The sequence below is a fragment of the Pseudonocardia ammonioxydans genome, from assembly GCF_900115005.1.
Taxonomy (GTDB): Bacteria; Actinomycetota; Actinomycetes; order Mycobacteriales; family Pseudonocardiaceae; genus Pseudonocardia; species Pseudonocardia ammonioxydans.
In genome coordinates, this window is record NZ_FOUY01000019.1 from 69,482 (window position 1) to 83,576 (window position 14,095).

A 14,095-nucleotide genomic window follows, 5' to 3' on the forward strand; every position below is an offset into this window, starting at 1 on the left:
CCGGTGGCGGGACCGGACGGGCTCCGGGCGGGTACACCGGACCGGCCCGCGGCCGGGCCCACCCGCATCGCGTTCGGGTCCGCGGCCGCGCCGCCCGCGCCGGCGGAGCCCGACCGGTCCGGCCACGACACCGGGCCGGACCTCGGCCCGGCCGACACCGTCGATCTCGGCGAGGTGCGCCGGTCGGCCGGCGTCGACGAGGTCCTCGACGCACTGGACCGCGAGCTGGTCGGGCTCGCCCCGGTCAAGCAGCGACTGCGGGAGCTGGCGGCGCTGCTCGTCGTCGACCGGGTCCGGGCGCGGTTCGGTGCGACGACCGACCGGCCGACCCTGCACATGTGCTTCACCGGCAACCCCGGCACCGGGAAGACGACAGTCGCGCAGCGGATGGCCGGGCTGCTGCACGGACTGGGCTACCTGCGCCACGGGCACGTCGTCACCGCGACCCGGGACGACCTCGTGGGCCAGTACGTCGGGCACACCGCCCCGAAGACCAAGGAGATCGTGCAGAAGGCACTGGGCGGGGTGCTGTTCGTCGACGAGGCCTACTACCTGCACCGGCCCGGCAACGAGCGGGACTACGGCGGCGAGGCCATCGAGATCCTGTTGCAGGCGATGGAGGACCACCGCGAGGACGTCGCCGTGATCCTCGCCGGTTACGCCGACCGGATGGACACGTTCTTCACCGCGAACCCGGGGATGCAGTCGCGGATCGCGCACCACGTCGACTTCCCCGACTTCACGGTCACCGAGCTCGCCGAGATCGGGCAGCGGATGGTCGACGGGCTCGGCCTCACGCTCTCGGCCGAGGCGTCGGTGGCCCTGCACGACTACCTGGAGCTGCGGGTGGAGCAGCCGTGGTTCGCCGGCGCGCGCAGCGTCCGCAACGCCCTCGACCGGGCCCGCATGCGCCAGGCGCTGCGCCTCGCCTCGGTCACCGGCCGGGTCGGTATGCCGGAGCTGTGCACGCTGACCGCCGCCGACCTGCGCGCCAGCCGGGTGTTCGCCGGGGGCCTGGCCCGCTGACGCGCCACGCCGACCGCCCGCTCGCCCGCTCGCGCCGGCTCGCCCGCTCGCGCCGGCCCGGCTCGCCCGGCGCCGGCCCGGCTCGGCCGGCGCCGGTTCAGCTTGGCCGGCGCCGAGCCCGGCTCCAGCTCCGCACACGTTCACGGGCAGCCGCACCAGACCGGACCCGTGCGACGCGCCACCAACTTGTGCGGCGCACACCGCTGCCGCCGGCGCGGCGGGCACGGGGCACTCGGGCCGAGCGCCCGGCCCGCGGCGCCCGGACACGCTCACGGCTTGACGCACAAGCTCGGCCGGGGCAGGCAGCACAGCGGCCACGACACGCTCCTCACCCGGCGCCTCCCGTGCCGCCGCACGAGTTCGCCGCGCACCGCACACGTTCACGGCCCGCCGCACATGGCCGAACCCGTGCGACGCGCCGCCACCCTGTGCGGCGACGGCGTGCCACCCCGCCGCCGCGGCCACCCGACCTCCGGGGCGCTCGGCCCGGCCGGACGCCGCACGGGTTGCGGGTCCACCGCACGGGTTGCGGGTCCGCCGCACTACTCCGGACTCGTGCGGCGTGCCGACAACGTGTGCGGCGCGCACCGTTCGCGCCGGGTGTCGGCCCGGCTCGGGCGGGTGGCGTCCGCAGCGGCGGCCTCGGGGCCGGCCTCGGGTCCGGCGGCGGGATGTCGGCAAGTGCGGTCACGCGGACCGGTACGGCCTCCCGCGGCTCCGCGCACCGACGGGCCACGCGCGTCACACGGAGCACGTCGAGCACGCGGGGTCACGGCGAGGAGCCACGAGGCACGGAGGCACGGAAACACGCAGGCACGGCCTACCCTGCTCGGCGTGACCACGACCGCCCGGCTGCGTGCGTTCGTCGCGCTGGCCGAGCAGGGCTCGGTCCGCGGCGCGGCGGCCCGGCTGGTGGTGACCGAGTCGACGGTCTCGGCCGCGGTCCGGGCGCTGGCCGACGAGGTCGGTGTCGCCCTGGTCGAACGGGACGGCCGCGGGGTACGGCTCACCCCGGCGGGGCAGCGCTACGCCGGGTACGCCCGCCGGGTGCTGGGCCTGCTCGAGGAGGGGACGGCCGCCGCCCGGGGCGAGGCCGACCCCGAGCACGGGCGCATCCGCCTGGCCGCGGTCACCACGGCCGGGGAGCACCTGCTGCCGGAGCTGCTCGCCGGTTTCCGGGAGCGCCACCCGGGCGTCGTGCTCGAGGTGGACGTCGCCCCGAGCGACCGGGTCTGGCCGATGCTCGCGCACCACGAGGTCGACGTCGTCGTCGCCGGACGACCCCCGGCGACCGCGGCGGCCCCGGGCACAGCGGGCCCGCCGCCGGTGCGGGCGGTACGGGACAACACCCTGGTCGTGGTGGCGGGCCCGGGTACCAGCGCCGACCCGGCCCGGGCGACGTGGCTGCTGCGCGAACCCGGCTCGGGAACCCGGGCGACCCAGGAGGCGCTGCTCGGCGACATCGGGGTGGATCCGCCGCGCCTGCTGCTGGGCTCGCACGGCGCGACCGTCGCGGCCGCTCGGGCCGGGCTGGGGATCACCCTCGTCTCGCGGGAGGCGGTGCGCCGGCTGCTCGCCGCGGGCGAGCTGGTCGAGCTGGACGTGCCCGGCACGCCGCTGCAGCGGCCGTGGCACCTGGTGACCCACCCGGACGCGACCGCGAGCACCGAGCTGCTGCTCGCACACGTGCTCGCGACCAGCCCGTGGCACCGCCCCTGACCGGTGCCCCGACGGCCCGCTCCGGTGGAGCTCGGACCCGGCGCGTGGCCTGGATGAACGGCGATGCCGCGGCGGCACGGCCGACCGGCCGGCGGCCACCGTCGGAGAGGGCGCCGGCACGACCACTGTGTCAGGCCGCCGCCGGCACCTCCGTGGTGTTGCGGCGGACCTCGGCGAGCAGCGCGTCCTGGGCGGCGCGGACCGCGTCCGGGTCACCCCGCCAGGTGTGCAGCGCGGGGCTGACCAGGGCCCGGCCGAACGAGAACGTCGTCGGCCACGGGGTCGGGACCGCCCGGATCGCGGCCAGGTCCGCCGCGGCCGTCGCCGACGGCCGGCCACCGGACAGGAACGCCACGCCGGCCAGCTCGTCCGGCATCGTCGCGCGCAGCACCTCGACGGTGGCCCGCGCGACGTCCGCCGGCGCCTGGCCGGGGGCGTCGGTCCCCGCGGTGACCATGTTGGGTTTGAGCACCATCGCGGCCGGGTCGACGCCGGCGTCGGCGATCGCGGTCGCCACCGCGGCGAGCACCCGGGTGGTGACCGCCGCGGCCCGGTCCGCGGAGTGCCCGCCCTCGGCGAGCACCTCCGGCTCGACGATCGGGACCAGCCCCGCTTCCTGGCAGGTCCCGGCGTAGCGGGCCAGCGCGTGCGCGCCCGCGCGCACCGCCCACGTCGACGGCAGGTCGTCGGCGATCCGGAACACGGCACGCCACTTGGCGAACCGGGCACCGAGCACGGCGTACTCGCCGGCCCGGTCGGCGAGCCCGTCCAGCCCGGTGGTGACGGTCTCGCCGGGTGCACCGGCCAGCGGCGCGGTCCCGGTGTCGACCTTGATCCCCGGCAGCATCCCGCGCTCGGTGATCCCGGCCGGGAACGTGCGACCGTCGGTGAGGCTCTGGCGCAGCGTCTCCTCGCAGAGGATGACGCCGTTGACCCCCTCGACCAGGCCGTCGGCGGTCACCAGGAGCTCCCGGTACGCACGCCGGTGCTCCGTCGAGGCCGCGACGCCGGCGTCGGCCAGGCGTTGCGACATCGTCCGGACGCTCTCGTCGGCGGCCAGGATGCCGCGACCGCCCGCCACCAACCGGCGGGCGGTCGCGCGCAGGCCGCCGTCCCCAGCAGCCCGGGTGGGCCGGGTCGTCATCGGTGCACCTCCCGTGTCCGTGCCCGGCGGTCACCGGGCGACGCGCACCGACGCTAGGCCGGGGCCCGGCCCGTTCCCCTCCCCCGCGGGGTGGACGCCGCGGGGGAACCCCGGGTCACGCCACCCGCACCGGCAGCTCGACGATCCGGCTGAACCCGGGCTTGGCGTCCCAGACGATCTCCGCGGGCGGTACCGCGAGCTCGATCCGGGGGAACCGGTCGAACAGCATCCGCAACGTCACCTCGGCCTCCTGCCGGGCCAGCGCCGCGCCCAGGCAGTAGTGCACACCCTGCCCGAAGCCGAGATGCCCGTCGCCCCGCCCGGCCTCCCGGGTGACGTCGAGCCGGTCCGGCCCGGAGTAGGCACGCGGATCGGTGTTCGCCGAGAGCAGCCCGGCGATCACCGGTGTGCCGGCCGGGACGTCCACCCCGCCGATCACCACGTCGGTCGTCGGGTAGCGGTTCTGGGTGAACTGGACCGGGCCCCGCAGCCGCATGAGCTCGCCGACCGCCTGCGGCCAGCGGCCCGGCTCGGCGCGCAGCAGCGCGAGCTGGTCCGGGTGGGTCAGCAGCGCCAGGGTGGCGTTGGAGATCAGGTGCGCGGTCGTCTCGTGCCCGGCCATCACCAGCGCGAAGATCATGGTGACCATCTCGCGGTCGGAGAGCCGGTCGCCGTCCTCGTCCTGGGCCTGGACCAGCGCGGTGATCAGGTCGTCGGCCGGCTCGGCCCGGCGCGCGTCGATCAGGGCGTGCACGTGGTCGACGGCGGCCCGCAGGACGGCCGGGATCCGCTCCGGGTCCATCGAGGTCAGCACCCGTCCCCACTCGTGCCACTGGGGACGGTCCGGCTCGGGGACCCCGACCAGCTCGCAGATCACAGTGATCGGCAGCGGGTAGCCGAGCTTCTCGACGATGTCGACCGGCCGGCCGTCGGCACCGGCGTCGGCGAGGTCGTCGAGCAACCCGGCGGTGATCTCCTCGACCCGCGGCCGCAGCCCCTGCACCCGCTTGACGGTGAACGCGCGCGACACGAGCTTGCGCAGCCGGGTGTGGTCGGCACCGTCGGTGGTGAGGATGTTGTGGAGCAGGTAGTCGACCAGGTCGTCGGGCACGCCGAGCTGCTCCAGCATGATCTGGCGCATGCCGGGGCCGCCGGCGAGCTCGGGGTCGGTGACGAAGCGCGGGTCGGTGAGCACGGCCCGGACGTCGTCGTGCCGGGTGACCAGCAGCATCGGCGGGGCCCCCATCAGGGAGACCTTCACGACCGGGGCCTCCTCGCGCATCCGCGCGAATCCGGTGTACGGGTCGGCGAGCAGCTCCGGGGCCAGCAGGTCCCGGATCTCGGTCGGTGCGGTCATGGCGGTCTCCCCTCGGTGGTGGTGCTCCGCGCCCGCGTCAGCGGGTGCGACGTCTCGCTTCGGCGTCGATGTGGTCGACGAGTGGCCGGTACAGGGCGGCCACCTCCCCCACGACGTCCGCAGCCCGGTGCTGCGGTGCCGGACCGGCCAGCAGCCGGTGGATGGCGTGCTCGATCAGTTCCCCGGCGCGTTCCGGGCCGTCCGGGGCGAACGGGGACTGCGCGGCCACACCGTCGAGGAAGAAGTAGCCGTAGGTCACCGCGCCCCAGCCGTGCAGCTGCTCGTCGAGCGTGATCGCGTCGTCGATCAGCCCGGCCTCGCGCAGCAGGCGGAAGTGCTCGCGGACGACGTCGTTGCGCCGCGCCGCCAGCTCCCCGAGCGCGCCGGCGGCCTCATGCGCGAGCCGTCCGAGCACCTCGGCGTCGCCCAGGTAGAGGGCACGGGAGACCTCGTCGGCACGCAGTCGCTGGTACAGCAGCCGCGACATCGACCACGGCAGCGCGACCTGCGGTTCGGCGAGCATCCGGTCGGCCAGGTCGGCGAACTGCCGGCGCTGCGCCCGCAGCAGCACGGTGAGGAACAGCGCGTCCTTGGTGCGGACGTGCAGGTAGACGGTGCCCTTGCCGACGCCGGCCCGGCGCGCCACGTCCTCGACGGTCACCCGCCGGTAGCCCCAGCGCACCAGCAGCTCGGCGGCCGCGTCGAGCACCCGCTCCATCCGCTCGGCGTCGATCCCCGCCGTGTCCGGCTCCTCCGCCGCCACCGTGCCTCCTCGACTGTCGTCCGCCGCGCTCCTGACTCCATGACCAGATTCGCAAATTCGGTCACTCGGTCACCATAGCAGCGACCGACCCTCGGCGCCGCCACGTTTTCGGGATACCGTCGGCGCATGTCCGACTACGAGCACCTGCTGGTCAAGCAGGACGGCGACACGGTCCGGATCACGATGAACCGGCCGCAACGCCGGAACTCGCTGACCGAGGAGCACCTGCGCGAGCTGCTGGACGCGTTCGAGGCGGCGGGCCGCAGCGACGCGACCGGGATCGTGCTCGCCGGTGCCGGCAAGGCGTTCTCCTCCGGGCACGACTTCGGCGACGTCGCCGACCGCGACCTCGCCGGCGTCCGCGACCTGCTCCGGCTCTGCACCACGGTGATGCGGACCGTGGAGGAGGTCCCGCAGGTGGTCATCGCCCGGGTGCACGCGACGGCGTGGGCGGCGGGCTGCCAGCTCGTCGCGTCCTGCGACCTGGCCGTGGCGGCCGAGTCGGCGACGTTCGCGCTGCCCGGCGGCAAGGGTGGCTGGTTCTGCCACACCCCGGCGGTCCCGGTCGCCCGCAACGTCGGCCGCAAGCGGCTGATGGAGCTGGCGCTCACCGGGGACGCGATCGACGCCGCCACCGCCGCCGACTGGGGCCTGGTCAACTACGCAGTGCCCGACGACGAGCTCGACGCGCGCGTCGACGAGCTGCTGGCCCGGGCCACCCGGGGCAGCCGGCTGTCCAAGGCCGTCGGCAAGCAGACCCTCTACGCACAGCTCGACCGCCCCGAGGCCGACGCCTACGCGATCGCCACCGAGGTCATGGCCTCGATGTCGCAGTCCGACGGGGCCCGCGAGGGCATGGCCGCCTTCATCGGCAAGCGTGCCCCGGAGTGGCCCGACTAGACGCCGCATCGAGATCACCTAGGCTCGTGCGGACCATGGACCTCCCGAGCCGACTGAGCAGACGACGACTGTTCGGCGCCGCCGCGGCGCTGGGCGGCGCGGCGCTGCTGGCCGGGTGCGGCCGGGAGTCCGGCGACCCGCTCGAGCGGCTGCGCTCCGGCGGGGACGTCGTGGTCGGGCTGTCCGGCGAGCGTCCGTTCGGCTACACCGACGGCACGGGTCGCGCGACCGGGGAGAGCCCCGAGGTCGCCCGCGCGGTCGTGACGGACCTCGGCGGCGGCGGGCTGATCGCCGTCCAGATGGCGTTCGACCAGCTCGTCCCGCACCTGCTCGACGGCCGGTTCGACATGATCGCCGTCGGGCTCACCGTCACCCCGCTGCGCTGCCAGCAGGTCGCGTTCTCCCGGCCGGACTACATCTCACGCACCGGGTTGCTCGTCCCGAGCGGCAACCCACTCGGCGTGGCGTCCCTGGCCGGTGTCCGCCGGGCCGGGGCGACGCTCGCCGTGCTCGCCGGCTCCGCCGAGCAGGAGTACGCCTACGCCGCGGGCCTCGGAGCCGACCAGATCGTCCCGTTCGAGTCCCAGGGTGCACTGGTCCGCGGGGTCGCCGGCGGCGAGGCTCAGGTCGGGGCGCTGACCCGGATCTCGCTGCTGGACGAGGTCCGCCGCAACGCCGGGATCGGACTGGAGGTCACCCGCGGCTTCGAGCCCGAGGTGAACGGGCAGTCGATGCTCGGGGCCGGCGCGTTCGCGTTCCGGCCGGCCGACACGGAGTTCCGGACCGAGTTCGACCGCGGCCTGACCGCGCTGCAGGAGTCGGGCCGCTGGCTCGAGATCGCCCGGCCGTTCGGGTTCACCGAGAACAACCTGCCCCCGCGCGAACTCACCATCGACGATCTCTGCGCGCGCACGCCCGAGTCGTGACCGGGCCGCCATGCCCGGGATGCGAGGATCCCGCGCATGGCGCTGCGCATCGCCGGGATCGCCCTCCCCGGCCCCACGGAGCTGCTCCACGGCGCGGCCACCGTCGTCGACCGCACCGGCGAGCTCGCCCGGACCGTGGGGCAGCTGCCGTCACGCACCGGTGAGCTGCTCGACGAGGTCGGCTCACTGGTCGGCCGGATCGGCACGATCGCGACCCGCGCCGAGTCGCTCCTGGACCGGGTGGACGGCGTGGTCGACCGCGCGGAGGATCTCGTCGGGTCGGTGGGATCCGTGGTGACGGACGCGACCGACGTGGTCGAGCGGGTGCGGCCGGTGGCCGATCGGGCCGGCGAGCTGGTCGAGCGGGTCACCGGCGTGGCGGGGAACGCCGAACGCCTGGTCGCCCGGGTCTCCGGGGTCGCCGAGAACGCCGAGGGCCTCGTCGCCCGGGTGGACGCCGTCGCGGGCGACGCCGAGGGCCTGGTCCGCACCGTCACCACGGTCAGCGACCGCACCGGAACGCTGATCGCGCAGGTCGAGCAGGTCACCGGCGAGGCCACCGCCGTCGTCGACTCCGCGAACCGGGTCGCCGCCCGCGCCGGCACGGTGGTCGAGCAGGCGGCGGGCACCAGTGACCAGGCCGGCCGGCTGCTCGACCTCTACGGCCCGCTCGCCCGGCGCGCGGCCCCGCTGGCGACGATGTTCGTCGACGAACTGTCCGAGGCCGAGGTCCGCGCCGCGATCGCCCTGGTGGACCAGCTCCCGGTGTTCACCGAGCACATGGAGCGCGACATCATGCCGATCCTGGCCACGCTGGACCGGGTCGGCCCGGACGTCCACGAGCTGCTGGACGTGCTCAAGGAGGTCCGGCAGGCGATCGTCGGCATCCCTGGCTTCCGGCTGCTCAGCCGCCGCGGCGGGGACCGGGACGAGGGCTGACGGCCCGGCTCCGGGATCAGCCGCTCTGCTGCGTGCAGGTGGCCTTCTCGTGGATCCAGGTGGGCGTGGAGTCCCAGATCTTCTTGCTGCCCTTGGTGTTGCCGTTCACCTTGATGCACTTGGGCCAGTACTGACCGGTGCGCCCGACCTCGAGCCAGCGGGCGGAGGTGCAGTGGTTGTGGAAGTAGATCGTGGTGCTGACGTTCCCGTCGCCCCACGACCAGTTGATGCACTCGCCGCCGCCGCGGTGGACGCCCGCGGGGGCGGTCTGGGCGACCGTACGGACCGGGATCTCGGCGGACGCCGCGGCCGGCACCGCGAGGGTGGCCAGGACGGCCGCCGCCGCGGTAGCGAGCACGACACCGATTCTGCTGCGCGACACGACATATCTCCTTACGCCGTGCACCGGAGCGCAACGGTCGATCATAAGCGGATGCCGCAGCGTACAGCGGTGGCCGACCGGCTCAGGAGAGCCCCTGCGCCTGCCGGATCAGGGTGACCATCTCGTCCATCATCTCGGTCAGCCGGTAGTTCTTCGGCGTGAAGACCGCGGCGATCCCACCGTCGCGCAGCAGCTTCTCGTCCTCCGGCGGGATGATCCCGCCGACGACGACCGGGATGTCACCGGCGCCCGCGTCCTGCAGCCCCCGCACGACCGCCGGGACGACTTCGAGGTGCGAGCCGGAGAGCACCGAGAGACCGACCGCGTGCACGCCCTCCTGGACCGCGGCCGCGACGATCTGCGACGGGGTGAGCCGGATGCCCTGGTAGACGACCTCGAAACCGACGTCGCGGGCCCGCACGGCGACCTGCTCGGCACCGTTGGAGTGCCCGTCCAGGCCGGGCTTGCCCACCAGCATGCGCAGCCGCTGGCCCAGCTCGTCGCCGGTGGCCCGCACCCGCTCGCGCACCTCGGCGATCTCGGTCGCGCCCTCGCCGGAGGCGGCCGCCGCGGACACCCCGGTCGGCGCCCGGAACTCGCCGAAGACCTCGCGCAACGCGCCGGCCCACTCCCCCGTCGTGACGCCGGCCTTGGCGCAGTCGATCGAGACCTGCATCAGGTTCTGCTCGGTCTTGGCCGCGTCCCGCAGCGCCCGCAGGGACTCCTCGACGGCCGCCTGGTCACGCTCGGCGCGCCAGGTCCGGATCGCCTCGATCGCGGACCGCTCGGTCTCCGGGTCCACCGTGAAGATCGCCCCGGCGCCCTCGGCCTGCAGCGGGCTGGGCTCGGTGGTGTCGAACTTGTTGACCCCGACGACGACGCGCTCGCCGGACTCCATCTCCCGGCGGTACGCGGCCAGGGAGCTGACCAGCTCGCCCTTCATGTAGCCGGACTCGACGGCGGAGACCGCACCGCCCATCTCCTGCACCCGGTCGATCTCGGCCCGGGCGCCCTCGACCAGCTCGGAGACCTTGGCCTCGACGACGACCGAGCCCTCGAAGATGTCCTCGTACTCGAGCAGGTCGGTCTCGTAGGCCAGCACCTGCTGCATCCGCAGCGCCCACTGCTGGTCCCACGGCCGGGGCAGGCCGAGGGCCTCGTTCCAGGCCGGGAGCTGGACCGCGCGCGCCCGGGCGTCGCGGGACAGGGTGACCGCGAGCATCTCCAGCACGATCCGCTGGACGTTGTTCTCCGGCTGGGCCTCGGTCAGTCCCAGCGAGTTGACCTGGACGCCGTAGCGCAGGCGGCGCTGCTTGGGGTTCTCGACGCCGTAGCGCTCGGCGGTGATCTCGTCCCACAGGCGCGCCAGCGCGCGCATCTTGGACATCTCCTCGACGAAGCGCAGACCCGCGTTGACGAAGAACGAGATGCGCCCGACGACGTCGCCGAACTTCTCCGGCGGCACCTGGCCGGAGTCGCGCACCGAGTCGAGCACCGCGATCGCGGTGGACAGCGCGTACGCCAGCTCCTGGGTCGGCGTGGCACCGGCCTCCTGCAGGTGGTAGCTGCAGATGTTGATCGGGTTCCACTTCGGGATCTCGGTGACCGACCAGGCGACCATGTCGGTGATCAGCCGCAGGCTGGGCCCGGGCGGGAACACGTAGGTGCCCCGCGACAGGTACTCCTTGACGATGTCGTTCTGCGTGGTGCCGGCGAGCTTCGCCCGGACCTCGGAGTAGTCGAGGCCCTGCTCCTCGGCCTGTTCCTCGGCGACGGCGACGTAGAGCGAGAGCAGCCACATGGCAGGCGCGTTGATCGTCATCGAGGTGTTGGCCTCGGCGACCGGGATGCCGTCGAACAGCGCCCGCATGTCGCCGATGTGGCTGACCGGCACGCCGACCTTGCCGACCTCGCCCTTGGCGAGCTCGTCGTCGGGGTCGTAGCCGGTCTGGGTGGGCAGGTCGAAGGCGACCGACAGCCCGGTCTGGCCCTTGGCGAGGTTGCGCCGGTACAGCTCGTTGGTCTGGGTCGCCGACGAGTGGCCGGCGTAGGTGCGGATCACCCACGGGCGGTCGCGCTCACGATCGGTCGGGTACGGCACCGGACACCTCCGCGTCCTCGTCGACACTGTCCTCGGTCGGGTGGATACTACTGGCGAGTAGCCCGCTTCCGGGCCGATAGTCGTCCCTCGTCACACACTTGTGGTCGGTAAACTACGCGATCCGCGCGGGAAACCGAGCACTGGATCGGTTCATCGTTCTGTGGCTCGGCGCGCGCGGCGGCGCGGCCGGGATGCGACGATCGGCCGATGGACCTGGAGGGCGTCATGCCACGCCTGGGCACGGTCGTCGGCGTCATCGTCGCACTCGTGGTGATCGGCCTGCTGCTGCGGTGGACGTTCGGCCACCAGCGCAACCTGGCGGTGCCCACCGACGACCCGGACGACCCGGTCGCCACCGGCCTGCTCACCGAGGTCTCCCGGGCGCCGGGGGCGGAGGCCGCCGGGGTGCTCCGCGACCGGCTGCGGGCGGCGGGGATCCGGGCCACCGTCTCCCGGTCCGACGACGGCGGGTACGCCGTGCTGGTCTTCCCGCGCGACGTCGGGGACGCGAAGGTGGTGCTCAGCGGCTCGCCGGAGTGAGCGCGGCTCAGGTGACCCGGTGGTAACGGGCGTCGACGAAGCAGAACACCCCGTGGCAGGCGATCCCGAGCCCGACCGCGATCAGCAGAAAGACCCCGTACGGCTGCTCGCGCAGCGTCTTGAGCGCCGAGTCCAGGCCGTTCGCGCGCTCCGGGTGGAACGTCAGCGCCGCCACGCAGAGCAGCGCGCCCACCACGGCGACCGCGAGCCCCTTGGCGATGAACCCGACCTGGCCGGTCCGGGCGGCGAGCCGCCGGATCCCCGGGGCCGCCCCGGACAGGTCCTGGTCCCCGAGGAACCGCTTGTGCCAACCGTTCCACACCATCACCCCGCTGCCGACCACCACACCGACGCCGACGAGCGCGGTGATCACCTGCCCGCCGGGGAGGCCCAGCAGGCCCGCGGTCGCCTGCCCACCCCCGCCGGAGGACGCGCGGCCACGCAGCGCGGTCGTCGCCGCCAGCACCGCGAGCACCGCGTAGACGACCGCGAGCCCGGCCGAGACACCCCGCTTGGCCAGCTGCTCGGTGCGGCTGCCGGCGTAGCCGAAACCCCACACCGACGACACCGCCCGCCACAGCACGACCGCGGCGAACCCCACGACCAGCACCCACAGCAGTGCCCGGCCCACCGGCTCCGCGGCGATCGCGCCCAGCGCACCGCTCTGGTCGGCCTGTGCACCGGAGCCCAGGGCGACCTGGATCGCGAGCCAGCCGATGAGCAGGTGCAGCACCCCGTTCGCGGCGATGCCCATCCGGGCCGCGATCCGCACCGGTGCGGAGTGCGCCACGTCGCGCGCGCCCCGGCCGACCTTGTGCCCTGCCCGGGCCACGTCCGCGGCGTCCGGACCGCTCACCATCACCGGCCTCACCATCCCTGTGCCGGGAAGCCTTCCACGGCCGGGTGGTCCCCGCAGTTCGGTCCGGGCTGCTACCGCTCGGGCTCGCCGGCGACGCGCCGGATGTCGGCGCCGAGCGCGGAGAGGTTCTCCACGAACCGCGGGTAGCCGCGGTCGATGTGGGCGACGTCCCAGACCTCGGTGGTGCCGCGCGCGCACAACCCGGCCAGCACGAGCCCGGCGCCGGCCCGGATGTCACTGGCCCACACCGGCGCGCTGGACATCTCCGGGCGCCCCCGGACGACGGCGTGGTGACCGTCGGTGCGGGCGTCGGCGCCCAGGCGGATCATCTCGTCGACGAACCGGAACCGGGCCTCGAAGACGTTCTCGGTGATCATCGAGGTGCCCTCGGCGACGGCGGAGAGCGCGATCGCCATCGGCTGCAGGTCGGTCGCGAAGCCCGGGTAGGGCAGCGTCACGAAGTCGACCGCCTGCGGACGGCCCGCCATCCGGATCGAGAACTCGTCGTCGCCCACGGTGATGTCGGCCCCGGCGGTGCGCAGCTTGTCCAGCACCAGGTCGATGTGGTGCGGATCGACACCGCGCACGGTCACCTCGCCGCGGGTCATCACCGCGGCGAACGCCCAGGTGGCGCCGACGATCCGGTCGCCGATCACCCGGTGGGTGGTGGGCTGCAGGCCGGTGACGCCGTGCACGGTGAGCGTGGACGAGCCGACGCCCTCCAGCTTCGCGCCCATCTGCTGCAGCATCACGCAGAGATCGACGATCTCGGGTTCGCGCGCGGCGTTGTCGATGACCGTGGTGCCCTCGGCGAGCACCGCCGCCATCAGGATGTTCTCGGTCGCCCCCACGCTGGGGAAGTCGAGCCAGATCTGCGCGCCGTGCAGGTCCTGCGCCGACGCGGTGACGCTGCCGTGCTCGATGTCGGTCGTCGCCCCCAGCTTGCGCAGACCGTTCTGGTGCATGTCCAGCGGGCGGGAGCCGATCGCGTCACCACCCGGCAGCGGGACGACCGCCCGGCGGCAGCGCGCCACCAGCGGCCCCAGCACGCAGACCGAGGCCCGCAGCCGCGACACCGACCGGTAGTCCGCCTCGGCCCCCGGGTCCGGCGGGACGTCGATGTGCACGGTCGCGCCCTCGATCGTCACCGAACAGCCCAGGCTGCGCAGGACGTCGGCCATCAGCGGCACGTCCAGGATCTCCGGGCAGTTGGTCAGCGTCGTGCGCCCCTCGGCCAGCAGCGCCGCCGCCATCAGCTTGAGCACGCTGTTCTTCGCCCCGACGACGTCGACGGACCCGGTCAGGCGGGCCCCGCCGCGGACCGCGAAATGCTCCACCACGTCTGGAACGGTAACGGGGCCGGGACCTGAGCACGGCCACACCCCGAGATGTCGCAGCGGGTTACGCCGTCCGGCGCAGCGAACCGAACGGCCGTCGCG

At 74.3% G+C, this 14,095-nt stretch carries 13 protein-coding genes; 6 read left to right on the top strand and 7 right to left on the bottom strand.

The window, feature by feature from the left end; translation table 11 throughout:
- The first annotated feature begins 3 nt into the window (after positions 1 to 3).
- Complete coding sequence (locus tag BM093_RS18770) at positions 4 to 1,026, top strand: AAA family ATPase (protein WP_093345859.1); 1,023 nt, start codon at positions 4 to 6, stop codon at positions 1,024 to 1,026.
- Between the two features lie 834 nt (positions 1,027 to 1,860).
- Positions 1,861 to 2,745: a LysR family transcriptional regulator gene (locus tag BM093_RS18775; protein ID WP_218162826.1), complete on the top strand. Its 885-nt coding sequence runs from the start codon at positions 1,861 to 1,863 to the stop codon at positions 2,743 to 2,745.
- Positions 2,746 to 2,875: 130 nt separating this feature from the next.
- On the opposite strand, the gene BM093_RS18780 is transcribed toward BM093_RS18775, so the two are convergent.
- From BM093_RS18780 to BM093_RS18790, 3 genes are all read right to left on the bottom strand, one after another.
- Positions 2,876 to 3,889, bottom strand: coding sequence for a class I fructose-bisphosphate aldolase (locus BM093_RS18780; RefSeq protein ID WP_093345641.1), 1,014 nt, complete (start codon positions 3,887 to 3,889; stop codon positions 2,876 to 2,878).
- Between the two features lie 115 nt (positions 3,890 to 4,004).
- Positions 4,005 to 5,246 carry a cytochrome P450 family protein gene (locus BM093_RS18785; RefSeq protein WP_093345645.1) on the bottom strand — a complete coding sequence of 414 codons (1,242 nt, stop codon included), beginning with the start codon at positions 5,244 to 5,246 and terminating at the stop codon, positions 4,005 to 4,007.
- Between the two features lie 37 nt (positions 5,247 to 5,283).
- Positions 5,284 to 6,009, bottom strand: a complete 726-nt coding sequence (locus tag BM093_RS18790; protein ID WP_245773623.1) for a TetR/AcrR family transcriptional regulator — start codon at positions 6,007 to 6,009, stop codon at positions 5,284 to 5,286.
- A 126-nt stretch (positions 6,010 to 6,135) separates the two neighbouring features.
- On the opposite strand from BM093_RS18790, the gene BM093_RS18795 reads away from it, so the two are divergent.
- From BM093_RS18795 to BM093_RS18805, 3 genes are read left to right on the top strand one after another with little or no spacing between them, the layout of a single operon-like run.
- Positions 6,136 to 6,909, top strand: coding sequence for an enoyl-CoA hydratase-related protein (locus BM093_RS18795; RefSeq protein ID WP_093345649.1), 774 nt, complete (start codon positions 6,136 to 6,138; stop codon positions 6,907 to 6,909).
- A 35-nt stretch (positions 6,910 to 6,944) separates the two neighbouring features.
- A complete protein-coding gene (locus BM093_RS18800) occupies positions 6,945 to 7,835 on the top strand; it encodes a transporter substrate-binding domain-containing protein (protein WP_143105435.1) in 891 nt (296 codons plus the stop codon).
- Between the two features lie 36 nt (positions 7,836 to 7,871).
- Positions 7,872 to 8,774, top strand: a complete 903-nt coding sequence (locus BM093_RS18805; protein WP_093345658.1) for a methyl-accepting chemotaxis domain-containing protein — start codon at positions 7,872 to 7,874, stop codon at positions 8,772 to 8,774.
- A gap of 16 nt (positions 8,775 to 8,790) precedes the next feature.
- Here BM093_RS18805 and BM093_RS18810 read toward each other — a convergent pair whose 3' ends face one another.
- Positions 8,791 to 9,156, bottom strand: a complete 366-nt coding sequence (locus tag BM093_RS18810) for a hypothetical protein (protein ID WP_143105436.1) — start codon at positions 9,154 to 9,156, stop codon at positions 8,791 to 8,793.
- Between the two features lie 82 nt (positions 9,157 to 9,238).
- Complete coding sequence (locus BM093_RS18815) at positions 9,239 to 11,257, bottom strand: protein meaA (protein WP_093345668.1); 2,019 nt, start codon at positions 11,255 to 11,257, stop codon at positions 9,239 to 9,241.
- 207 nt (positions 11,258 to 11,464) lie between these two features.
- Here BM093_RS18815 and BM093_RS18820 point away from each other — a divergent pair, with 207 nt between their 5' ends.
- Positions 11,465 to 11,797, top strand: coding sequence for a hypothetical protein (locus BM093_RS18820; RefSeq protein WP_245773624.1), 333 nt, complete (start codon positions 11,465 to 11,467; stop codon positions 11,795 to 11,797).
- 7 nt (positions 11,798 to 11,804) lie between these two features.
- Here BM093_RS18820 and BM093_RS18825 read toward each other — a convergent pair whose 3' ends face one another.
- Both BM093_RS18825 and murA read right to left on the bottom strand, forming a co-directional pair.
- Positions 11,805 to 12,656, bottom strand: coding sequence for a DUF1206 domain-containing protein (locus BM093_RS18825; protein ID WP_093345874.1), 852 nt, complete (start codon positions 12,654 to 12,656; stop codon positions 11,805 to 11,807).
- 71 nt (positions 12,657 to 12,727) lie between these two features.
- Complete coding sequence (murA, locus tag BM093_RS18830) at positions 12,728 to 13,996, bottom strand: UDP-N-acetylglucosamine 1-carboxyvinyltransferase (RefSeq protein ID WP_093345673.1); 1,269 nt, start codon at positions 13,994 to 13,996, stop codon at positions 12,728 to 12,730.
- Positions 13,997 to 14,095: the final 99 nt, after the last annotated feature.

Coding starts and splice junctions, on each gene's coding strand:
- BM093_RS18805 (WP_093345658.1), top strand. CDS start 7,872: ATGGCGCTGCGCATCGCCGGGATCGCCCTCCCCGGCCCCACGGAGCTG.
- BM093_RS18785 (WP_093345645.1), bottom strand. CDS start 5,246: ATGACCGCACCGACCGAGATCCGGGACCTGCTGGCCCCGGAGCTGCTC.
- BM093_RS18780 (WP_093345641.1), bottom strand. CDS start 3,889: ATGACGACCCGGCCCACCCGGGCTGCTGGGGACGGCGGCCTGCGCGCG.
- BM093_RS18820 (WP_245773624.1), top strand. CDS start 11,465: ATGGACCTGGAGGGCGTCATGCCACGCCTGGGCACGGTCGTCGGCGTC.
- BM093_RS18800 (WP_143105435.1), top strand. CDS start 6,945: ATGGACCTCCCGAGCCGACTGAGCAGACGACGACTGTTCGGCGCCGCC.
- BM093_RS18795 (WP_093345649.1), top strand. CDS start 6,136: ATGTCCGACTACGAGCACCTGCTGGTCAAGCAGGACGGCGACACGGTC.
- BM093_RS18825 (WP_093345874.1), bottom strand. CDS start 12,656: ATGGTGAGCGGTCCGGACGCCGCGGACGTGGCCCGGGCAGGGCACAAG.